Source organism: Paraburkholderia kirstenboschensis (assembly GCF_032806925.1).
Lineage (GTDB): Bacteria > Pseudomonadota > Gammaproteobacteria > Burkholderiales > Burkholderiaceae > Paraburkholderia > Paraburkholderia kirstenboschensis.
Genome location: NZ_CP136513.1, coordinates 107,307 through 129,089, shown reverse-complemented (window position 1 = coordinate 129,089; position 21,783 = coordinate 107,307). Strand labels below are relative to the sequence as shown.

Sequence of the window (21,783 nt, the reverse complement as noted above, 5' to 3'; positions counted from 1 at the left end):
CGCGCGATCACTGTCCTCATGGACATGCGCGCCGGCAAAGCGACTTTGCTCGTCCGCAAGGTCGTTGCTATCCGACGCGTCGAGCCACACGGGCGCGTGTTCGTCTTCCCTTTCTTCGATTTTCTTCATGGCAGATCCAATGCGTCATCACGGGCGGGCTCGGCCACGTGTTCCAGCATGCCGGCCAGCATCGTGCTGATGTGGCGGTCGGCGGCGAGATAAAACACCTGCTTGCCCTGCCGCTGCGCCCGCACGATTCGCGCCGCGCGCAGCAGCCGCAAATGATGGCTCACGAGCGACGGCGACAAATTCAGTTCCTCGGCGATCGCACCCACCGCGCGGCGTTCGTCGACGCAAGCCAGGACGATGCGCAAGCGCGTCGGGTCGCCTAGCAGGCGAAACAGGTCGGCGAGCGGCGCAATCGTGTCCGCCGGGCGCGGTTCGAAACTCGACGGCGATGGTGGCGATGGCGGCGAAGCCGTAGCGGGAATCATGGGCGGCACATATATGAACAGGTGTTCACATGTTAGCTACACCGGCGCACTGGGTCAAACCGGGGTGCTGGTCGGCGAGTGTGGGAAAATGCGGCCTTTGCCTCACCCGACTACCATCCCCGTCATGCAACCTGTATTTGACCGCGCTTTCGCGGCGCATCGTGACGGCCGGCTCGACGACGCCGAACGCGGCTATCGCGCGACGCTCGACGGCAACCCCGTGCACGTCGATGCGCTGCACCTGCTGGGCGTGCTGCGCCACCAGCAGGGCCAGCACGCCGAAGCCGCCGAACTGGTGCGGCGCGCGGTAGACCTGCGCCCGCAAGACGCCGCGCTGCAACTGAACCTCGGCAATGCGCTGAAGGCGCTCGGCCAGATCGACGAGGCCATCGACCAGTTCCGCAACGCTCTTACGCTTGCGCCGTCGTTCCCAATGGCGCACTACAACCTCGGCAACGCGTACACCGCGGCAGGTCGTCACGAAGACGCCGCGGACGCATTCCGCCGCTCGTTGCGCCTGCAGCCGGACGACGCCTCGTCGCATAACAATCTGGGCAATGCATTGCACGCGCTCGGGCGTCACGAGGACGCGATCGCCTCGTTCCGGCGCACGCTCGAGTTGCGGCCAGGCCACGCCGGGGCGCTCAACAACATGGGCATGTCGCTCAATGCGCTCGGCCGCGCCGGCGAAGCGATCCCATGCTTCCAGGCGGCACTCGCCGCCGAGCCGCGCTTCGTCGCCGCGCATTTCAACCTCGCCAATACGTTCGACGCCACCGGCCGTCACGCGGAAGCCGTCGCCTCGTTCGAGGCGGCGCTCGCATTGCAGCCGAACCTGCCGCCCGTCATCTTCGGCATGGGCAACGCGCTGGCTGCGCTCGGGCGTCACGCCCAGGCCATACCGTATCTCGAACGCTCGGTCGGACTGGATCCGCAATTCGCGCTCGCGTGGCTGAGCCTTGGCACCGCGCACCAGGCGCTCGGCGCGCACGCCACCGCCGTACGCGCATTCGACCAGGCGTTGCGCGTGCAGCCGGATCTCGCGTCCGCGCATATGAACCGCGCGCTCGCGTGGCTCGCGCTGGGCGACTTCGCGCGTGGGCTGCCCGAATACGAATGGCGTCTGCAAACCGTCGCCGAGCCGGCCATCGAAACCTTGCCGCGCTGGCACGGCGAGCCGGTCTCACAGCGCACGCTGCTGATACACGCCGAACAGGGTTTCGGCGATACGCTGCAATTCGTGCGCTTCGTCCCGCTGGCCGCACAGCGCGCGGCGCGTGTGGTGCTCGAAGTGCAGCCGCAGTTGCTGCTGCTGCTCGAGCCGGCCGCGCAGGCGTGGCGTGTGACGCTCATCCCGAGAGGCGCACCGCGCCCCGCCGCCGATCTCCAATGTCCGTTGCTGAGCTTGCCGCTCGCGCTCGGCACGACGTTGGACACTATTCCGGAGCGCACGCCCTATCTGAGCGTGCCGCCCGCGTACCGGCGAAAATGGCGCGGCTCGCTGGGCGGCCAGGCGAAGCGCAAGATCGGGCTCGCGTGGTCGGGGCGCATCCATCAGAACGAAACGCGTTCCATGCCGCTCGCCGAGCTCGACCCGCTTTTCGCGATCGAAGGCATCGACTGGATCGTGTTGCAGCCCAACCTCAGTGCCGATGAATGCGCCGCGCTGAACGCGCATCCGCGAGCCGGGTCGATTCATCGGTTCGACAAGCGTATCGGCGACTTCGCGGATACGGCGGCGATCATCGAGCGGCTCGACGCGGTGGTGTCGATCGATACATCGATCGCCCACCTCGCCGGCGCGTTGCGCAAGCCGCTCTGGCTGATGCTGCCGTTCGCGCCCGATTGGCGATGGTGTCCCGGCGACACGCGCAGCCCCTGGTACGCCAGCGCTACCCTGGTACGTCAGCCGCGGCCAGATGCATGGCGCGAGGTCGTGCAGGCGGTCGCAAACGAATTGCGCCGAGGCTAGCCGCTCGGTCATGTCGGTGCTACGGCAACAAAAAACCCCGCGGTCTGCCGAGCGCGGGGTTTTTTTGTTGCACTGGCCGCGTGAGCGGCGTCAGCACGCGCTGCCAATCACGCGGCTTTGTATTGATCGCGCGATTCAGGCGTGCGGTACAACACGAGCGTCGCAATCAGCCCGCAGATCGCCGCCACGCCGAGGAAGAGGCCCGGCGCCGCCTTGTTGCCCGTGGAATGAATCAGGAGCGTGGAGATGGCCGGCGTGAAACCGCCGATCGTCGTGGCAAGGCTGTATGCGAGTGAGAAGCCTGCCGTACGCACTTCGACCGGCATGACTTCGGTCAGCGCCACGACCATCGCGCCGTTATAGCTGCCGTACAGGAACGACAGCCACAATTCGACAGCGAGCAGGCGCGCAAACGACGGCTCGGCGACGAGCCATTGCAGCGCCGGATACGCGGTGACGATGGTGAGCGCCGTAAAAGCGAGCAGCACCGGACGACGGCCGATGCGGTCCGACAGCGCACCCGCGAGCGGCAGCCACATCAGGTTCGACAGGCCGATGCAGACGGTAACGACAAGCGTATCGATCGACGACAGCTTCAGCACTTCCTTGCCGAAGGTCGGCGTGTAGGCCGTGATCATGTAGAAGGACACGGTGGTCATGATCACCATGCCCATGCCGCCCAGCACGGTGCCCCAGTTCGCGGCCATGGTCTTCATGATCTCGCCCATTCCCGGATGATGCTTGCGCGCCGAAAACTCCTCGGTTTCCTTCAACGAGCGGCGAATCATGAACAGAAACGGCACGATCAGGCAGCCGATCAGGAACGGCACGCGCCAGCCCCATGCGCTCATCTGGTCGGCGGGCAGCATCTTGTTGAGCATCACGCCGAGCAGCGCGGCAAACACCACGGCAACCTGCTGGCTGCCTGACTGCCACGCGCAATAGAAGCCTTTGTGTCCCTTGGTGGCGATCTCTGACAGATACACCGACACGCCGCCCAGTTCCACGCCTGCGGAAAAACCTTGCAACAGGCGGCCCAGCAGCACGAGCACCGGCGCAAGCAGGCCGATCGTCGCGTATCCGGGAATGGACGCCACGGTAAGCGTGCCGAGCGCCATCAGGCCCAAGGTGAGGATAAGGCCCTTGCGGCGGCCGTGATGGTCGATATAGGCGCCGAGGACAATCGCGCCGAGCGGCCGCATCAGGAAGCCCGCGCCGAACACGGACAGCGAAAGCATCAGCGACGCAAACTCGCTGCCGCTCGGAAAATAGGTCTTGGCAATCGCGGACGCGTAGTAGCCGTAGACCATGAAGTCGTACATCTCAAGAAAGTTGCCGCTGACCACGCGGAACACGGTCTTGAATTTGGATTCTTGCGACGAGGAGATAGCGTGTGACGCTGTTGACATGACATTCTCTGATAAGCCCACGCCGCGCAAGCCGGCAGCGATCTGGCAGTTGAAACGATCCGCCCTCGGTGAGAACGCGGTAGGCCGCAAGGGAGAGCCGCGCCGGGGGCGCTGCATTCTGCAGCTGAATGCACCTAAGCGGTATCAGGGTAAACGCCGGGGTCCGCCGGAAGCCGCGCCGCATAATGTTACCGTTGATAGTGCTGTTGCGTATTCCCTACATTTTCATTACAACCGGCTGCACCGCTCGCGACCGATAAAATTGCGACTCGCCATTCCCGTCGATGCCCCTCCCATGCCAACCGCTTCTGTCCCTTCGCTGCGCCCCGCCACCGTCGCCGACGCAGCGCTTATTGCGTCTATTCACAGCACGAGTTGGCGCGCCGCTTATCGCGGTCTGTTGCCCGACGCCTTTCTGGACGGCGAAGTCACGCAGGAGCGCGCTGCCTATTGGGAAGCCCGCATGAGCGCGCCAGGCGGCGAGCGTCGCATGGTGGCGATTGCGGAACTGGGCGGCGAGCCGATCGGCTTCGTATGCGTGGAGCGTCAGCCGGACTCCGCGTGGGGCGTGCTGCTGGATAACCTTCATGCGCTGCCGGAGTATCAGGGCATTGGCGTAGGCAAGCTGCTGATGCGCGCAGCCGAAGACTGGGCTCGCGCGCAGGGCGAGACGCAACTCTATCTGTACGCTCTGGAGGGCAATCTGCCGGCTATCGGTTTCTATGAACGGCAAGGCTGGCAGTATGTCGGCGCGGAACCCGACCACATGGGCGGCGTGGATATCACTGCGCTGCGCTATGTCTACCGGCTGGACAAGTCGGGCGCTTGATCTGCGTCCCGGGCGCTGCACTCCAGGACACATCTGCACCCACGTTGCGAAGCGTCTGAGCGTTGCAGCTTTCGTTCGGGCGCATCATGGCTTCTTCCCGACGATGGCTTTCCAGCTGAGGCGCTGACGCATCCATGGGCGCTCATACGCGCCCCTGCGCTTTTTGCGCCTGGACGCGCGTGAGGCGTTTTCCCGCGTACTGCTCCCCGGCCTTCGTCTCACCGACCTACGTGACGCCAGGCGGCGTCCGTCCCCGAGGCGCTGGAAGAGACCGATGTCCACCACACCTTTAACCATAGTTGACGGCGCGATGGCGTTGCCCCGCTCCCGCCCGCTCAATGATGTGCCGGCGCCCTTCGGCCGCGGGTGGGCATTGCTCGCGCCAAGCCACCACCTGAATAATGAGCCGCATGGGCTTTATGGCGCGGTCCTCAAGACGTTGAACTTAAGCGATCAGCCTATTCGCTCGTTCTGTCGATGGGTGGCGCCGGACCATCGGGTTGCCGACGCAACCGCGGCGCCGATTATGGGCTCGGCGACGGGCGCGAGGATGCCGCACACAATGGGCGAGCGTGAGGCTGAGACGTTACAACTTCGGGGCGGCGTGGCTTCGGCGGATTCCGCTTTGGCGGACGATCCGGCTGCAACTGAGGACTGCCCTTTTCAGGATGCCTTTGCGCCAGTGAAAGCGCAGGTCGCCGGACCCATGCCCCGCGTACCCCTCGTGCCGCGGTGGGCGCTGGCGGGCGGCGCCTGCGCGTTGAGTGGCGCCGCACTGCTCGCATGGACGGCGTTCGGTCATGTCGACGTCCGTGGTCCGCGCAATGGCAACCCCACGAAGCGCGCTGATGTAGCCGTCGCCGAGCGCGAGGCGCCGGCCGTGCAGAATCCGCAGCGCGATACCTCTAGTGTGTCGAACAAGGTCGCCGAAACGACAAGCCTGAACCAGGCAAGCGCGGTATCTGCGCCGCAGCAAGCGCAAGCCACGCCGGTGTCCGGCACTGCCCGGACCGTTGCTGAGGGCGGCTTAACGTTGCACCCGCCGATAACCGCGTCGATTGAACCGCACCGCTCAGCGGCCATCGTCCGCACACGCACGCCGCTTGCCGTGAGAAATAGCGACGGTCACCGGACCATCTATGGACATTCCCCGAGAGCCGCCGCTGTGAGCTATCGGCAGCATGCAGCCGACGGCGCGTCGACCATCGCCACGCCACCGCCTGTAACGCGGAGGTTCGCCAAACCGTCGGTTGCGGGCTCATACTCGCCGCCCGCGCCGACGCAGCCAGGCACGGGCGATTACACGTTTGTCGACATGTCCGCGAGCACTCGCCAAGGCAGCGGGATGCGCCCGGCGCAGCAGATGCAGCAGACGCAGGCGACGCAGCAGCAGACGCAGCCGGCATCATCCTTGAATCTGTCCGCGAGTGCCGGGCAACATTGGAGTACCCGGCTCACACACCGGCGTGTGACGGAAGTGCCGGATCAATTCATCAGGTAGCCGCGCGAACAGCGGCATAAAAAAAGCCCGGCACCAAAGCCGGGCTTCCTCCGTATTCCAAGCGCTTTTACTTCTGCCTTGGCAAGCCCATTTCGGTCTGCCGTTGCAACTGCATGACCTGACCTTGCACCTGCCGCAGTTGTGCCTGCGCCCGTTCCTTATCCTCGCGTAACGCGGCAGCTTCGTTTTGCGTTTGCCGCTGGTAGTCGTTGACCTTGGCCTGCTGGGTGCGGGCGACTTCGAGGTCGGCTTGCAGGCGCTTCGCACGGTCTTCGGATAACGCGATAATGTCCTCGATATACGCCTTCTGCGCCTGCAGCTGCGTTCGGTGAATCTCCACCTCGGCCAGTTGCGCGGTTTGCTGCACGAAGCCCGCGTAGATCGCTTCAGCCCGGCCCGCGTCCGCCGACTTGATTACACGCCAGAAGTGCTTGTCCTGAAACAACGCGACGTAGTACGTCATCTCGCGCGGATAGAAGAAAAGGCTCGCGCCATAACTGCCGTTGTAAGTGGTGCGCAGTTCGTTGAGCTTCGTGTCCTGAATCATTTGCATCAACTCGGCCACGGTGCCTTGCGCTTCGCCAGCAGTTGGTGACTCGGACGACGAAGCTGACGGAGGTAACGAACCTAACGAAAGCGACGCAGGCGAGGGAGCGGACGACGCCGACGCCGACGCCGCGTCGCGCAGCGCGGCGACGACAGGCTGCGGCGTGAGAGTATTCATGGCCGGCCGCGTGCCGACCATGGGTGCGGCTTCTTCGCCTTGCGCGGCCAGCACGAACCCGCCATGCTGCAACAGCGCACACGAAGTCGCGAGCAGCATGGCGCGCCGTACAAATAAGGGATGCTTCATACGTGCATGCTCCATGCGAATACAGAAAACAGCCTTGGATTATCGCGCGGATTAGCGCTTAAGCGAAGCATTGAAGCGTCGCAAAAACGGACATTAAATCGAGATAAAACTACGTTATGCGAAATACACGACACGGCCGCCTATCGCGAAATGAAACATATCTGTATAAGGCCGGAAACGCAGCAAGTCATATGGCGTCGATCGAGAAGACAATACCAGGACACCACGCGCAAGGAAGAACGACGAGCGCAAAAAAAAACGAGGCGCCACTTACATAGTGGCGCCTCTAACGAATCACTTTTTTCTGGCCAGGGCCGCGCCATCAACGCGCAAGCCCGAACTCCCGCCACCCCTTGCCTAGAAGCGCGTTTCGCGCGCCACTCGCAGGAATGTATCGAGCAGCGGCGTGCAATCGAGCAACTCCGGACCGCCCGCGCGGTGGAACTCGGGATGCCATTGCACACCCATCACGAAAGGCGCGCGCCGGTAGCGCACGGCTTCGATGATGCCGTCCGACGCCGACACCGCCTCGATATTCAGATCGCGGCCGAGCGTCTTGACCGCCTGATGGTGAATCGAGTTGACGATCGCATCGCGCCGGGCGGGGAACATGTTGGCGAGCGTAGAGCCGTCCGGGAAATGGATGGCGTGCCGGTGCTGATCGTAATCTTCGTTGACGTGCGCGCCGGCGGTCGGCACGTCGGTGGCGATATCCTGATACAAGGTCCCGCCGAACGCCACGTTGATCAGCTGGCAACCGCGGCACACGCCGAGCACCGGCTTGCCGGACTCGATGAATTCATGCAGTAGCTCGAGCTCGTACATGTCGCGCACGCGGTCGCCGGGCCATTCGGGCCTCGTCGCCGCCTCCGCATACGATTGCGGCGAAACGTCGGCGCCGCCTTGCAGCAACAGGCCGTCGAGATGCTTCGCATAGTCGCGCAAACGGATGTTGCTCGGATGCAGCATGCCCTGATGTCCGACCGTCGGAATCATGAAGACGAGCACGTCGCGCGACATCACCCAGTGCGCAATCGACTCCTCGAGATATTGCAGCGTCTTGCCGCGCAGCCCTTTCGCGCCCGGCTCCGGGTGGAAGATTCGCGCCGATACGCCGATGCGCAGCGTGCGCTGCGTGATCCGCTGACCGGCACGATCGAATAGTTGGCGCGCGCGCGCCGCGACGATCCGGCCAAACACGGACCACGCCGAGTCCGTCTGCTTCAGATAGCGCGGTGGCGACGGCGGCAACGCATTCGGCGGCGGCGGGTTGGTCGCGGTGAAATCGGGCGCGGCGCCGAAGCCCGGCGGCGGCGAACCCGCAGGACGCGCGGTGGAGGCAGCGGCGTCTTCGCCGGCGAGAGCGTCGTCGGCCGAAGTGATGAGTTCGCCTTGAATCGGTTCACTCGTAAGCGGCGTCGCGCTATGGGTCCGTGAGGAGGATGCAGACGGCGCGGACGGGACTTCGCGCCCGCGAACCGAGCGCGCGTCGCGCTCATGGACCGCGGCCACCTGCTTCGCGGTGGAAGCCGCGGCGGAACTGCGCGCCTCGGCCGCGTCGCGTTGCTGGGTCGTGCGCTTGACGACTGGCGTCACAGTGGACGCGCTTTCGGGGTCGTCAGTCGACGACCTCGCAGCCGCCTCCGACGAAGCGGCCGGCGCCGAGACCGATGCGGTGACCGGCACGGACGACCCGGACGGAAGAGACGCTCCCGTCGCCGTCGATGCCCCGGACGACGGCGCCGCCGTCGACGTGACCGGATCCTTCACGGGCGACTGAATGGCATCTTCATGCGAGAGGGGTATGGATGCGGTCGGTTCGGCCGGAGCTTGGCCGGAAATTTCCGGCGATGCCGCAGGCGGCGTTGGACTGCCGGGTTGGCCGGCGTTTTCGGGTTTGTTTTCGCTCATGACTGTTGGACAGGCGCCTTTCACGCGAACGAATGAATATGCCCTGATTATCCGCCAGCGTGCCTGACCCGGCAAACGAGCACACAATTGCTCACATTGTCGGGCCGCCCCGCGCAGTTCCGTCTAACTTAGGGATCCGGCTGTTCGTCAAAAGTTTCGCGCAGCGCAATCTGCATTGCCGCGTGAATCTTCACGCACCAGCGCCATACGAGCGCGAGCAGCAGCGCCGCGCAGATGAGCACCGCGGCGAGCAGGCCGGTCGGCGGCAGGATACCGCCCGATAGTGCCGCGACGAGCAGGAACACGCCGACCATGCAGACCACCGGCACGAGATCGGAGATCGCATAACGCAGCGCACTCGTGAAGCGCCCTGCCGTCGCCGGCTGCACGCTCACCTCGGCGAGCAGCAACGCGAGCGACTTGGTCTTGCGATAAACCGCCACCAGAAACGGCATCGACACGAGCAACGCTACGCTCCACAGCACGACGCGCTGCATCGGCTCGGAACTGACCCAGCGCGTCAGCACCGTACTGATGTAAGGCGCGCCGTAGGACACGATCAGAAAGATCGCGGCGACCAACGCAAGATTCACCGCGATCTGCAGAACGATTCGCCGCGTCATGCTGAAAAGCGTGGGCTCGCCGCTGCCTGTGCTCAGGCTGCTCAACCACTGGCTATACATGCCGAACACATTGACGAGCGTGCGCGGCATCGCGTCGGCGAAACGCCGCGTGAGCGGATCGGCGGCGCGGATCAGATAAGGGGTGAAGAGCGTCGTCAAAGCCGATACGGCCACCGCAATCGGATAGAGAAACGCGCTCGTCACCTTCAGCGTCAAACCGAGCGACGCGATGATGAACGAGAACTCGCCGATCTGTGAAACCGTCATGCCGACGCGCATCGCCGTGCGGCCGTCCTTGCCTGCGAGAAAGGTGCCGAGTCCGCACGAGACGATCTTGCCGACGATTACCGCGACCGTGATTACCGCGATCGGCCATGCATAGTCGACGAGCACCGCGGGATTCAGCATCAAGCCGATGGTGACGAAAAAGATCGCCGAAAACGCGTCGCGCAACGGTGCGATCAAATGCTCGATTCGATGCAGATGACGCGATTCGGCCATGATCGCGCCGATCAGGAACGCGCCGAGCGCAATGCTGTAGTCGAGCTTGAGCACCAGCAGACAGAAGCCGAAACAGAACCCGAGCACGGCGACGAGCAACATCTCGTCGCTGCGCGCACGCGCCACGTAGTTCAGCGCGCGCGGCACGACCAGAATGCCGACCACCAGCGACACCGTCATGAACAGCAACAGCTTGCCCAGCGTGACAACCGCAACGCCCGCGCTCAACTGCCCTGTCTGCGCGATGCCGGAAAGCAGCACGAGCATCGCGATGGCGAGAATGTCTTCGACGATCAGAATGCCGAATACGAGCTGCGCGAAACTCTCGCGCTTCAGGCCAAGCTCTGACAACGCCTTGACGATGATGGTCGTCGACGAAATGGCGAGTATCGCGCCGAGGAATAACGAATCCATCGGGCTCCAGCCGAACGCGCTGCCAATCTCATAGCCTAGCCACAACATCAGCACGATTTCGGAGAGCGCCGCGACGATCGCCGTCGCGCCCACCTTGAAAAGTTTTCGCAAACTGAATTCGAGACCGAGCGAAAACATCAGGAACACAACGCCCAGTTCGCCCAGCGTCTTGATGGTCTGCTCGTCGTGGATCAGCTGAAACGGCGGCGTGTACGGCCCAATGATCACGCCGGCGGCGATATAGCCGAGCACCACCGGCTGCTTCAGGCGATGGAACAGCACGGTAACGACGCCGGCGAGCGCCATCACGACCGCCAGATCCTGAATGAAGCCGATGCCTTCGTGCATGCGCCCTTCCCTTACAAAAAGTAATATCCAGGAGGCGCAGTGTAACAAACCGTCCCCGGCGCCGCGGCCGGGCGCGGGTCCCGCCCCTCGTAGGAATGTTTTTGACACGCTGGACGCCTGTGAAATATCACAATAATATTTGCTGCATATTTTCTCGGAGTCCCCAGATGCAGCAGGTGTCTTTTCAGGTTGTAGACCGTTCCGGCGCCGCGCGCGCCATTTCAATCGATGTGAACCGCCTCACGATCGCCGGCTGGGCCGGCCGCGACCAGGCCGCCATCGAACACCACATTGCCGAGCTTGCCGAACTCGGCGTGAAGCGCCCGTCCACTACGCCGTGCTTTTACCGTCTCGGCTCCGAACTGCTGACGCAAGCCGAACAGATCGACGTGGTCGGCACGAAGTCGAGCGGCGAAGCGGAATGCGTGCTGGTGCAATCCAATGCGGGGCTGCTCGTCACCGTGGGCTCCGATCACACCGACCGCGAAGTCGAAGCCTACGGCGTGACCGTCTCCAAACAGGTGTGCCCGAAACCGGTCGCGCGCGACGCGTGGCGATTCGAGGACGTCGCCGACCATTGGGATCAGCTCGAACTGCGCGCCTATGCGGTCGCGAACGGCGAGCGCCGCGTGTATCAGCAAGGCAGCGTCGCCTCTCTGCTCCCCGCCGCCGATCTGCTTGCGCGCGCACCGCTCGCACAAGGAGCGGCCATGTTCTGCGGCACGCTCCCGGTGCAAGGCGGCATTGTCGGCATGGACGACGGCGACGCGCTCGAACTCGAATTGCACGACCCTATCCTGAACCGCACGCTGCGCCGCGCCTATCGCGTGCGGGCTTTACCTATTGTCGAATGAGCTATTGTCGAATGAGGCATTCATGAGCACCCAATCGCCATCCGCTGCCGGCGCGTCCTCGGACGCCTGGCTCGAAGCCGCCGCCATCCGCAAGATCACATGGCGCATCATGCCGTTCCTGTTCCTCGTCTACGTGCTGTCGTATCTGGATCGCGTCAACATCGGTTATGCGAAGCTGCAGTTCACCGGCGACCTCGGCCTTTCCAACGCGGCGTACGGACTCGGCGCGGGGATATTCTTCTTCGGCTATTTCGTGTTCGAGGTGCCGAGCAATCTGCTATTGAAGAAGTTCGGCGCGCGCGCCACCATCGCCCGCATCACGATGCTGTGGGGCCTGCTGTCGTGTCTGATGATGTTCGTGCGCAGCGAGACCATGTTCTATTTGCTGCGCTTTTTCCTCGGCGTCGCTGAAGCGGGACTGGTGCCGGGCGTCGTGCTGTATCTGACGTTCTGGTTCCCGTCCGACCGCCGCGCGCGCATGGTCGCCGTGTTCATGGCTGCGATTCCGGTAGCGGGCATCATCGGCGCGCCGTTGTCGGGTTTCCTGATGTCGGCGCTGCACGAAGCGCACGGTTTGCGCGGCTGGCAGTGGATGTTCCTGATCGAAGGCATTCCGTCGATTCTCGCCGGGTTCTGGGCGCTCGCCGTGTTGCGCAACACGCCCGCCGAGGCCCCGTGGCTCAGCGACGACGAAAAACGCGTCATCCTCGCCCGCATCTCAGGCGAGAATGCCGCGGCTGCGGCAGAAGGCGCCGAACATAGCCTCTCGGTCGCGTTGCGTTCGGGCCGCTTCTGGCTGCTCACGCTGATTTACTTCTGCCTCGTCACCGGCAATGCGGGTTTCTCGTTCTGGCTGCCGCAGATCGTCAAGGACCTCGGCGTGACGAATCTCGTGACCAATGGCTTCGTCACCGCGATTCCGTATCTGGCTGCCGGTATCGGCATGATTCTGATCGGCCGTTCGTCGGATGTGACCGGCGAGCGCCGCTGGCACTACGCCGTGTGCTGTTTCATCGGCGCGGCAGGCCTGCTCGGCAGCGCGTCGGTTACGAACTCGATTCCGCTTGCCGTCACCGGTTTGTCGATTGCGTATATCGGCATTCTCGCGGGCTTCGGCATCTTCTGGTCGATGTCGACGAGCTTCCTGCAAGGCACCGCTGCGGTCGCCGGCATTGCGGTGATCAATTCGATCGCCAACCTGGCCGGCTATGTCAGCCCATATGTGCTTGGTATCGTGAAAGACGCGACGCATAGCGTGACGTTCGGGCTCGTGCTGATAGCAGGCGCGCTGATCGTGGGCGGCCTCGTCACGCTGATGATGCCGCGCGTCAAGGTCCAGCACGCTGCGACAGCGGTGGCGGGGAGTGCGTGAGGTATCAATAGTTGGGGTGGCCTTGGCTGGCTTGAGCGGCTCGTGCGGCTTGAGCGTCCTCAGCGCACTGAGGCGTGTCCAGCGGCTCGTGCCACCTTGACAAGCAAGGCTCACACACCTCGTATCGGACCAAAGCCCTCGCCCACGCGCCCGCGAAAACCTCGCCCGACCTTGCTCTACAATGCGCGGACGACATAGTCCGCTCCTTCTTCACATGACGCTTTTGCAGACCGCCCGCCCTCCACGGCCCACCCGAGCGACCGCCAACGCGAGTCTCGCCGAGCAGGCTTATGCGTTCGTCAAGCGCGAGATCATCACGATGCGTTTGCGGCCGAGCGAGGTGCTCAACGAAGCGGAGCTGATGGCGCTGACCGGCATCGGCAGGACGCCGGTGCATCAGGCGCTGCACCGGCTCGTGCACGAAGGGATGCTGACCATCATGCCGCGCAAGGGCATCATGGTGCGCCCGGTTTCGCTCGACGACGTGCTTGCGATCATCGACGTGCGCCTCGTCAACGAAAGCTACTGCGTCGAGCTGGCTGCGCGCCACGCGCAGCAGCACGACTACGACGCGATGCAGGCGCTGCTGGAGCGCTCAGCCGTGTGCGTCGCCGCGCACGACATAGAAGGCATGATGGACATTGACCGCGAGTTCCATCTGGCCATTTCGGCCGCCTCGCGCAACGCGGTGCTCGCCGACATCCTGCGCGGACTGCATGAGCGCTCGTTGCGCTTCTGGTTCATTTCACTCTCCGAGCCGCATCATCTCGAAGACGTGCACGAAGAACACCTCGAACTGTTCCGCCTGCTGCGCGAGCGCGACACCGAAGGCGCGAAACGCTCGGTGCAGAAACATATCGAGGCATTCCGCGCGACGCTTTTCAACCGCATTTAAAACCGTTACGTAAGCGGCTTCACGCAGACCAACCGGATCGAACGACATCATGGCCACTGAATTCACGCCCTTCCCGCCGCTTGCCCAACTCGCCGCCGACCTCGCCGCGGGGCGCACCACGAGCCGCGCGCTCGTCGAAACCGCGCTCGAACGGATCGCCGATCCTGCCGGCCAGGGCGCGGTCGCCTTCATGCACGTCGACGCAGACGGCGCACGCCAGGCCGCCGACGCGCATGACCGTTTGCGCGCCGCCGGCACGGTACTCTCGCCGCTTGCCGGCATTCCGGTCTCGGTGAAGGACCTGTTCGACATCGAGGGCCAGCCGACCCGCGCCGGTTCGACCGTGCTTGCTGACGCGCCCGCCGCCAGGGAAGACGCCGTCGCCGTCGCGCGCCTGAAGCGGGCGGGCGCGGTGATCGTCGGACGAACCAATATGAGCGAATTCGCGTTTTCCGGGCTCGGGCTCAATCCGCACTACGGCAACCCGCTGTCGCCCTACCGGCGCGATGTAAAGGGCGACGAGCGGATCTCGGGTGGCTCGTCGTCGGGCGCGGCGGCTTCCGTCGCGGACGGCATGGCCGCCGTCGCGCTCGGCACCGACACCGGCGGCTCGATTCGCATTCCGTCCGCGCTGTGCGGCTTGACCGGCTTCAAGCCGACCGCCGCGCGCATCCCGAAGCAAGGCGGCGTGCCGCTTTCGCCGACGCTCGATTCGTTCGGCCCCATCGGCGTGTCGGTGGCGTGCTGCGCGCTGGTGGACCGGATGCTCGCCGGGCTCGAACCGCGCGTGCCGGCCGCGCGCCCGCTCGAAGGCGTGCGCCTCGGCGTGCTGACCAACTACGTGACCGACGGCGTCGAGCCCGAGGTCGCCGCGGCCGTCGACACCGCGCTCAAGCACCTCGAAGCGGCCGGAGCGATTGTCAGCGAAGTGCGCTTTGCACCGCTCGACCGTCTGCCGGACATCAACCGCTTCGGCTTTTCGCCGATCGAAGCGTATGCGTGGCATCGTCCTTTGCTCGAGAAACACCGCGAGCAATACGATCCGCGCGTGCTGGTGCGCATTGTCAAGGGCCAGCCGGCCAGCGCCGCCGACTATCTGGACCTGCTCGCCGAGCGCGACGCGATGCTCGCCGAAGCCGCCCGCACGCTGTGGCAGCGCTTCGACGCGGTAGTCGCGCCGACCGTGCCGATGCTGCCGCCGCGCGTCGCCGAACTCGTATCCGACGACGACGTCTTCGGCCGCACCAACGCGCTGATGCTGCGCAACCCGGGCGTGTTCAACTTCCTCGACGCCTGCGCGCTGTCGCTGCCCTGCCATATGCGGGGAGACGCACCGGTCGGCCTGATGCTGGCAGGCGCGCCGCACGCCGACGACGCGCTTCTCGCGATCGGCCGGGGCGCCGAAGCCGTGCTCAACTCAATTCGCTGAGCGGCGTCACGGTTTGCGTGCGGGTGCGGCGTCGTGGGGGCGGGGGTTCGCGCTAAAATCGCGGGCACTCGCCCTTTCCGCTTATTGACGGCTACACAACCGCCACACGATCCATGAACAACGACAATGCGATGCTGCGCCGCGAGCGCTCCCTGCTGGTCCTGCTTGGCCTGATCTGCGTCGGCCTCGTGGCCGGCGCGTTGTACCTGCAGTACTTCAAGCACGAGGACCCGTGCCCGCTGTGCATCATTCAGCGCTATTTCTTCCTGTTGATCGCGATCTTCGCGTTCCTCGGCGCGCGGTTCCACAGCTGGCGCGGCGTGCGTCTGCTCGAAGCGATGGCGGCGTTGTCGGCGCTGGCGGGCATCGTGACCGCGGTCCGGCACGTGTATGTGCAGGCGAATCCGGGCTTTAGCTGCGGCTTCGACGCGCTGCAGCCGATCGTCGACAGTTTGCCGCCCGCGCATTGGCTGCCGGGCGTGTTCAAGGTGGCCGGGCTTTGCGAAACCGCCTATCCGCCGATCCTCGGACTGACGCTGCCGATGTGGGCGCTGGCCGGCTTCGTGCTGGCTTTTGTTCCGCTGGCGATTAGCCTCGTGCGCAATCGCAGACGGATTGCTTGAGGGATTTGCCGGTTCCAGACGGCGCTTGCATCTGCCCCGCGCTTAACGGCGCGGCTCGAAGGCGAAGACCGCCGCAGTGAGAGCGCCTGTGTGAATCGCGGCTGCATCTGCGCTGTGTCGGGTTTTGCCTTTCTCCTTTTTTTGCCGATCCGGTTGCTGCCTGCGTTGCGCGCCCCGGTTTCCGACGCTTCTGAACCGCAGGCACGGCCCTGCGCCTGGTTCGCATTCCGCCCCTGCCCGCTGCTCCCCGCTGCTGCTGCCCGCGTAGTTCTCGCCTGCTCCCGCCTGTATCTCGGCGGTGCGTCTCGCGCGCCTCCTCGCACGACGCAACTTCCCCGCGCGAAGCGAATCCGACTCAAATCGGACTTATCTCATTGCATGTCCCGAATAAGCTTCATGCGACATCGGAAATATTTTTGGGGCGCCGTAATGCTATCTTCGGATATGGATGGCGATCTACGTGCGCGAGGCCGGCTTTGGCGCGACCCCATGCGTAACGCGCGCCCGGTCCGCACTGTCTTCTTGATTCGCCATGACAACGCAAACCATCCGCTTTTATCGCCAGGGGTCCGTCCATGAGATCTCCGGCGTCCCCGCATCGCGCACCGTGCTCCAGCATCTGCGCGAAAATCTGCATTGCACCGGCACCAAGGAAGGCTGCGCTGAAGGCGACTGTGGTGCCTGCACGGTGGTGATCGGCGAACTCGACGCGCAAGGCGCGCTTGCGCTGAAAGCGGTCAACGCCTGCATCCAGTTCCTGCCCACGCTCGACGGCAAAGCCCTGTTCACGGTCGAAGACCTGCGCGCCGCGGACGGCACGCTGCATCCCGTGCAACAGGCGATGGTCGACTGTCACGGCTCGCAGTGCGGTTTCTGCACGCCGGGCTTCGTGATGTCGATGTGGGCGCTCTACGAGAACCAGCCCGCCGCCGCCGGCCTGCCGACGCGCGACGAAATCAACACCGCGCTCTCCGGCAACCTGTGCCGCTGCACGGGCTACCGGCCGATCGTGGACGCATCGCAGAAAATGTTCGACTACGCGCAATATCCGCGCGTGACGCTCGACCGCAAGGCTGTCGAGGAGGCGCTGCGCGCACTGCAACGCAACGACACCTTCGAGTACCGCGCGCCCGACACGCGCGGCGCCGCCTTCGGTGCGCCGGCGTTTTACGCGCCGCTCACGCTCGACGCATTCGCGCGGCTTCGCGCCGAACATCCGCAAGCCCGGCTCGTGGCCGGCAGCACTGACGTCGGCCTGTGGGTCACCAAGCAGTTCCGCGATCTCGGCGACGTTCTGTACATCGGCAATGTGCGCGAATTGAAGACGATCGAGCGCGATGCGCAAACGCTCACTATCGGCGCGGCCGTCACGCTCGAAGACGCGTATGCCGCTCTCGCCGCCGACTATCCCGAACTCGCCGAGCTTTGGACGCGCTTCGCGTCGCTGCCGATCCGCAATGCCGGAACGCTCGGCGGCAATGTCGCAAACGGCTCGCCGATCGGCGATTCGATGCCCGCGCTGCTCGCGCTCGATGCCGAAGTCGTGCTACGCCACGGCACCAGAACGCGCACGCTGCCGCTCGACGGGTTCTATCTCGGCTATCAGAAAACCGCGCTCGCGGCGGGCGAGTTCGTCGCCGCGCTGCGCGTGCCGCGGCCGGCGGGCAATCTGCGCTTTCGCACATACAAAGTGTCGAAGCGCTACGATCAGGACATCTCCGCGGTCTGTGCGGCCTTCGCTTTGCATATCGGCGAAGGCAGCACGATCGTCGAGGCTCGCGTCGCGTTCGGCGGCATGGCCGCAACGCCGAAGCGGGCCACGCAAACCGAAGCCGCGCTGACCGGCTCGACGTGGAACGAAAGCACCGCGCGGCAGGCCATGAACGCACTCGCCGCCGACTACCAGCCGCTTACCGACATGCGCGCATCGAGCGCCTATCGGCTGAAAGTGGCGCGCAACCTGCTGTGGCGCTTCCATCTGGAAACGCGCGACGACGCGCCGCTCGCCCTCTTCGACGTGAACGCATTCGCGTTCGAAGCCGGCGCGCCGGACGCGATCGTGAAGGAGCCGTCGTGATGAACCGCACCGATGCTTTTGTCGAACGCGCTGCAAAGCAGGCGGAAAGCCCGGCTGAAAACCACGCCGCCCCGCAGCAACCGGAAGCCGCGATCGGCGTCGCGCTGCCGCATGAATCGGCCGCGCTGCACGTGAGCGGCGAGGCTACGTACACCGACGACATCGCCGAACTGCAAGGCACGCTGCACGCGGCGCTTGGCTTGTCGCGGCATGCGCACGCGCGCATCGTGTCGATGGATCTCGACGCGGTGAAAAAAGCGCCCGGCGTCATAGCGGTGCTGACCGCCGAAGACATCCCCGGTGAAAACAATTGCGGCCCGGTGCTGCATGACGACCCGATTCTCGCCGTCAATGAAGTGCTGTACCTCGGTCAGCCCGTGTTCGCCGTGATTGCGGAGAGCCACGAACTCGCGCGCCGCGCCGCGGCACTCGCGAAAAGCGACGACGTGATCCGCTATGAGCCGCTCAACGCGATTCTCACGCCGGCGGACGCGAAGGCCGCCAAACAGTTCGTGCTGCCGCCGCTGCATCTGAAGCGCGGCGATCCGGACGCGAAGATCGCCGCCGCGCCGAACAGAATTCGCGGCACGTTCGAAGTTGGCGGCCAGGAGCAGTTCTATCTCGAAGGCCAGGTCGCGTATGCGGTGCCGAAAGAGATGGACGGCATGCTCGTCTACAGCTCGACGCAGCATCCGAGCGAAATGCAGCAGGTCGTCGCGCATATGCTCGACTGGCCCGCGCATAACGTGGTTTGCGAGTGCCGCCGGATGGGCGGCGGCTTCGGCGGCAAGGAATCGCAATCGGCGCTCTTTGCCTGCGTGGCGTCGCTCGCGGCGAAGCTGCTGCGTCGCCCCGTCAAACTGCGGGCCGATCGCGACGACGACTTCATGATCACCGGCAAGCGGCACGACGCGATCTACGAATATGAAGCGGGCTTCGACGACAATGGCCGCATTCTCGGCGCGCGCGTGGAAATTGCGTTGCGCGCCGGCTATTCCGCCGACCTCTCCGGAGCCGTCGCAACGCGCGCCGTGTGCCATTTCGATAACGCGTATTACCTGTCCGACGTCGACATCGTCGCGCTGTGCTGCAAAACCAACACGCAGTCGAACACCGCGTTCCGCGGCTTTGGCGGCCCGCAAGGCGCACTCGTGATGGAAGTGATGCTCGACAGCATTGCGCGTCAACTGAACCACGATCCGCTAGACGTACGCCTCGCCAACTACTACGGCATAGCCGAACGCGATACGACTCCGTATGGACAGCGCGTCGAAGACAACATCATCGCGGCGTTGACCGACGATCTGCTCGACTCGAGCGACTATCGCGCGCGCCGCGCAGCGATCGCCGAGTTCAATGCGAAGAGCCCGGTACTCAAGCGCGGCCTCGCGTTTTCGCCGGTCAAGTTCGGCATCTCGTTCAACGTGCCGTTTCTGAATCAGGCCGGCGCACTGGTGCATGTGTATAAGGACGGCTCGGTGCTCGTCAATCACGGCGGCACCGAGATGGGCCAGGGGCTCAACACGAAGGTCGCGCAAGTCGTCGCGAACGAGTTCGGCTTGCCGCTCTCGCGCGTGCGTGTGAGCGCAACCGATACGTCGAAGATCGCCAACACGTCGGCGACCGCGGCTTCCACCGGTAGCGATCTGAACGGCAAGGCTGCGGAAGCCGCCGCGCGAACCATTCGCGCGAGGCTCGCCGAACTCGTGGCGAAACAACTCGGCGGCAATGCGGGCGACGTGCGCTTCGCGAACGGCGAGGTCACGGTGAACGGCGGTGCGATGCCGTTCGATCAACTGGTCGGCGCCGCGTATCTCGCGCGTGTGCAGTTGTGGTCGGACGGTTTCTACGCGACGCCGAAAGTGCATTGGGACGCGAAGACGCTGACCGGTCATCCGTTTTATTACTTCGCGTATGGCGCGGCCGTGTCGGAAGTGGTGATCGACACGCTGACCGGCGAATGGAAACTGCTGCGCGCCGACGTGCTGCACGACGCCGGTCAGTCGATCAATCCGGCGATCGATCTCGGTCAGGTCGAAGGCGGGTTCATTCAAGGCATGGGCTGGCTCACGACCGAAGAGTTATGGTGGAGCCGCGATGGCCGTCTGATGACGCATGCACCGTCCACGTACAAGATTCCGGCTGTGAACGATACGCCCGCCGCGTTCCACGTGCGGCTTTATCAGAACCCGAACGCAGAGCCGACGGTGTTCCGCTCGAAGGCTGTCGGCGAGCCGCCGTTGCTGTTGCCGTTCTCCGTGTTCCTCGCGATTCGCGACGCGATTGCAGCCGCGGTGCCGTCCGCGCAGCATGCGCCGATGTTGCGCGCGCCCGCGACGCCCGAAGCGATCCTCGATGCACTGGATGCGCTGCACGCACAAAGCGCGAGCGAGCCGGCATCCGCGCAAGGCACGAGCAAAGAAGCGACAACCAGCGACACGAATGCCTGACATGCGCGAAACAGACAACCGAAGCGCACATCCGGGCGAAGCGCAGCGAACGCAAGTGACTCACATCCACGCCCGGCGCGACACGATCGCCTCGCGCCAAGCTCAACCGGCCGCATGGAAACCCCGAGCGGCACTGTACGGAGATTCGTCGGATGCAAGCATGGCTACCTGACCTGCAACAACTGCTCGCGCACGGCGACGCCGCCGTGCTGGTGACGGTCGCGCGCGTCGAAGGTTCGGCGCCCCGCGAGGCAGGCACCAAGATGATCGTCACGCGCGATTCGGCGAAACATACGATCGGCGGCGGACACCTCGAATGGAAAGCGATCGAGACCGCGCGCCAGGTGTTGCGCGACGGCATGCGCTCGCCGCATATGCGCCGGCTCGAGCGTTTCGCGCTCGGGCCTAGTCTCGGGCAATGCTGCGGCGGCGCGGTGATACTCGCGTTCGAACGGCTCGACATCGGCGATCTCGGCTGGATCACGTCGCTTGCGAAGCGCGTGGCGGCGGGTCAATCGACGGTGCGTAGCGTATCATTCGGCCCCGCACCGGATGCGGTGATGCTGTCCGACCCCGAGCCGGGCGTCGATGCCGCCGACTGCCTGCTGTGGGACGGCGCCGGTTTCGACGACAGCGGCGCGCTGCTCACCGAGACTATTGCGCCAGGCGATTTCCCGGTCGTGCTGTTTGGCGCGGGGCACGTGGGCGCCGCTCTGGTTCGCGTGCTCGCCACGCTACCTTGCACGGTACGCTGGGTCGACGAACGCGATGCGCAGTTTCCGCCAGTTGAATCGCTGCACGCCCAAAACGTGAAGATCGACGCGAACGACGCGCCTGACGAAGCCGTCGACACGGCCGCGCCAAACACGTACTTCATCGTCATGACGCACAACCATACGCGCGACCTCGAACTGGCCGAGCGCATTCTGCGGCGCGGCGATTTTGCGTTCTTCGGCATGATCGGCTCGCACAGCAAGCGCAAGCAGTTCGAACACCGGCTTGCCGCGCGCGGCATCGATCCTTCGCGGATTGCGCGGATGAAGTGCCCGCTCGGCGTGGATGGCATCGTCGACAAGTCGCCGGAGATCATTGCGATTTCCGCGGCCGCGCAACTGCTGCAAGCTGTCGAAGCGAACGCGGGCCTGCATCGCGTGGCGCAGACGGTTTGACGAACGGCGAATCGACATCACGCTCACGCATCCGGCGCACAACGACACCAATGAACTCC

The 21,783-nt window shown here is 64.7% G+C and carries 16 protein-coding genes; 11 read left to right on the top strand and 5 right to left on the bottom strand.

Features of this window, described 5'->3' with window-relative positions; all coding sequences use genetic code 11:
• Positions 1-125 precede the first annotated feature (125 nt).
• Entirely contained in the window at positions 126-494 is a 369-nt protein-coding gene (locus RW095_RS23240) for an ArsR/SmtB family transcription factor (RefSeq protein WP_317021339.1), read from the bottom strand.
• A gap of 124 nt (positions 495-618) precedes the next feature.
• On the opposite strand from RW095_RS23240, the gene RW095_RS23235 reads away from it, so the two are divergent.
• Complete coding sequence (locus tag RW095_RS23235; protein ID WP_317021338.1) at positions 619-2,466, top strand: tetratricopeptide repeat protein; 1,848 nt, start codon at positions 619-621, stop codon at positions 2,464-2,466.
• Between the two features lie 107 nt (positions 2,467-2,573).
• Here the strand turns inward: RW095_RS23235 and tcuC are convergent, their stop codons facing one another.
• A complete protein-coding gene (tcuC, locus tag RW095_RS23230) occupies positions 2,574-3,875 on the bottom strand; it encodes an MFS transporter (protein WP_317021337.1) in 1,302 nt (433 codons plus the stop codon).
• Positions 3,876-4,170: 295 nt separating this feature from the next.
• On the opposite strand from tcuC, the gene RW095_RS23225 reads away from it, so the two are divergent.
• Positions 4,171-4,704, top strand: coding sequence for a GNAT family N-acetyltransferase (locus RW095_RS23225; RefSeq protein ID WP_317021336.1), 534 nt, complete (start codon positions 4,171-4,173; stop codon positions 4,702-4,704).
• A gap of 706 nt (positions 4,705-5,410) precedes the next feature.
• Entirely contained in the window at positions 5,411-6,205 is a 795-nt protein-coding gene (locus RW095_RS23220; RefSeq protein WP_317021335.1) for a hypothetical protein, read from the top strand.
• A gap of 67 nt (positions 6,206-6,272) precedes the next feature.
• On the opposite strand, the gene RW095_RS23215 is transcribed toward RW095_RS23220, so the two are convergent.
• The 3 genes from RW095_RS23215 to RW095_RS23200 all read right to left on the bottom strand — a co-directional run bounded on the left by RW095_RS23215 (position 6,273) and on the right by RW095_RS23200 (position 10,855).
• The gene (locus RW095_RS23215; RefSeq protein WP_317021334.1) at positions 6,273-7,058 is read right to left on the bottom strand and encodes a DUF2968 domain-containing protein; all 786 of its coding nucleotides are present in this window, start codon (positions 7,056-7,058) and stop codon (positions 6,273-6,275) included.
• A gap of 357 nt (positions 7,059-7,415) precedes the next feature.
• Positions 7,416-8,969, bottom strand: a complete 1,554-nt coding sequence (locus RW095_RS23210; RefSeq protein ID WP_394365185.1) for a gamma-glutamyl-gamma-aminobutyrate hydrolase family protein — start codon at positions 8,967-8,969, stop codon at positions 7,416-7,418.
• A 128-nt stretch (positions 8,970-9,097) separates the two neighbouring features.
• The gene (locus tag RW095_RS23200; protein WP_317021333.1) at positions 9,098-10,855 is read right to left on the bottom strand and encodes a cation:proton antiporter; all 1,758 of its coding nucleotides are present in this window, start codon (positions 10,853-10,855) and stop codon (positions 9,098-9,100) included.
• Between the two features lie 167 nt (positions 10,856-11,022).
• On the opposite strand from RW095_RS23200, the gene RW095_RS23195 reads away from it, so the two are divergent.
• The 8 genes from RW095_RS23195 (at position 11,023) to xdhC (ending at position 21,724) form a co-directional block, all read left to right on the top strand.
• Positions 11,023-11,709, top strand: a complete 687-nt coding sequence (locus RW095_RS23195) for a DUF2848 domain-containing protein (protein ID WP_317021332.1) — start codon at positions 11,023-11,025, stop codon at positions 11,707-11,709.
• 22 nt (positions 11,710-11,731) lie between these two features.
• Entirely contained in the window at positions 11,732-13,081 is a 1,350-nt protein-coding gene (locus RW095_RS23190) for an MFS transporter (protein ID WP_317021331.1), read from the top strand.
• A 214-nt stretch (positions 13,082-13,295) separates the two neighbouring features.
• Positions 13,296-13,976: a GntR family transcriptional regulator gene (locus RW095_RS23185; protein ID WP_317021330.1), complete on the top strand. Its 681-nt coding sequence runs from the start codon at positions 13,296-13,298 to the stop codon at positions 13,974-13,976.
• Positions 13,977-14,025: 49 nt separating this feature from the next.
• Positions 14,026-15,405, top strand: a complete 1,380-nt coding sequence (locus RW095_RS23180; RefSeq protein WP_317021329.1) for an amidase — start codon at positions 14,026-14,028, stop codon at positions 15,403-15,405.
• A gap of 113 nt (positions 15,406-15,518) precedes the next feature.
• A complete protein-coding gene (locus RW095_RS23175) occupies positions 15,519-16,028 on the top strand; it encodes a disulfide bond formation protein B (RefSeq protein ID WP_128586537.1) in 510 nt (169 codons plus the stop codon).
• Between the two features lie 532 nt (positions 16,029-16,560).
• Positions 16,561-18,105 carry a xanthine dehydrogenase small subunit gene (gene xdhA, locus RW095_RS23170; RefSeq protein WP_317021328.1) on the top strand — a complete coding sequence of 515 codons (1,545 nt, stop codon included), beginning with the start codon at positions 16,561-16,563 and terminating at the stop codon, positions 18,103-18,105.
• Positions 18,105-20,555: a xanthine dehydrogenase molybdopterin binding subunit gene (gene xdhB / locus RW095_RS23165; protein WP_317021327.1), complete on the top strand. Its 2,451-nt coding sequence runs from the start codon at positions 18,105-18,107 to the stop codon at positions 20,553-20,555. The genes xdhA and xdhB overlap by 1 nt, the downstream gene beginning before the upstream one ends.
• 152 nt (positions 20,556-20,707) lie before the next feature.
• Complete coding sequence (gene xdhC / locus RW095_RS23160; protein WP_317021326.1) at positions 20,708-21,724, top strand: xanthine dehydrogenase accessory protein XdhC; 1,017 nt, start codon at positions 20,708-20,710, stop codon at positions 21,722-21,724.
• The last annotated feature ends 59 nt before the right edge of the window (positions 21,725-21,783 follow it).

Coding starts and splice junctions, on each gene's coding strand:
- RW095_RS23240 (WP_317021339.1), bottom strand. CDS start 494: ATGATTCCCGCTACGGCTTCGCCGCCATCGCCACCATCGCCGTCGAGT.
- RW095_RS23235 (WP_317021338.1), top strand. CDS start 619: ATGCAACCTGTATTTGACCGCGCTTTCGCGGCGCATCGTGACGGCCGG.
- tcuC (WP_317021337.1), bottom strand. CDS start 3,875: ATGTCAACAGCGTCACACGCTATCTCCTCGTCGCAAGAATCCAAATTC.
- RW095_RS23225 (WP_317021336.1), top strand. CDS start 4,171: ATGCCAACCGCTTCTGTCCCTTCGCTGCGCCCCGCCACCGTCGCCGAC.
- RW095_RS23220 (WP_317021335.1), top strand. CDS start 5,411: ATGCCCCGCGTACCCCTCGTGCCGCGGTGGGCGCTGGCGGGCGGCGCC.
- RW095_RS23215 (WP_317021334.1), bottom strand. CDS start 7,058: ATGAAGCATCCCTTATTTGTACGGCGCGCCATGCTGCTCGCGACTTCG.
- RW095_RS23210 (WP_394365185.1), bottom strand. CDS start 8,969: ATGAGCGAAAACAAACCCGAAAACGCCGGCCAACCCGGCAGTCCAACG.
- RW095_RS23200 (WP_317021333.1), bottom strand. CDS start 10,855: ATGCACGAAGGCATCGGCTTCATTCAGGATCTGGCGGTCGTGATGGCG.
- RW095_RS23195 (WP_317021332.1), top strand. CDS start 11,023: ATGCAGCAGGTGTCTTTTCAGGTTGTAGACCGTTCCGGCGCCGCGCGC.
- RW095_RS23190 (WP_317021331.1), top strand. CDS start 11,732: ATGAGCACCCAATCGCCATCCGCTGCCGGCGCGTCCTCGGACGCCTGG.
- RW095_RS23185 (WP_317021330.1), top strand. CDS start 13,296: ATGACGCTTTTGCAGACCGCCCGCCCTCCACGGCCCACCCGAGCGACC.
- RW095_RS23180 (WP_317021329.1), top strand. CDS start 14,026: ATGGCCACTGAATTCACGCCCTTCCCGCCGCTTGCCCAACTCGCCGCC.
- RW095_RS23175 (WP_128586537.1), top strand. CDS start 15,519: ATGAACAACGACAATGCGATGCTGCGCCGCGAGCGCTCCCTGCTGGTC.
- xdhA (WP_317021328.1), top strand. CDS start 16,561: ATGACAACGCAAACCATCCGCTTTTATCGCCAGGGGTCCGTCCATGAG.
- xdhB (WP_317021327.1), top strand. CDS start 18,105: ATGAACCGCACCGATGCTTTTGTCGAACGCGCTGCAAAGCAGGCGGAA.
- xdhC (WP_317021326.1), top strand. CDS start 20,708: ATGCAAGCATGGCTACCTGACCTGCAACAACTGCTCGCGCACGGCGAC.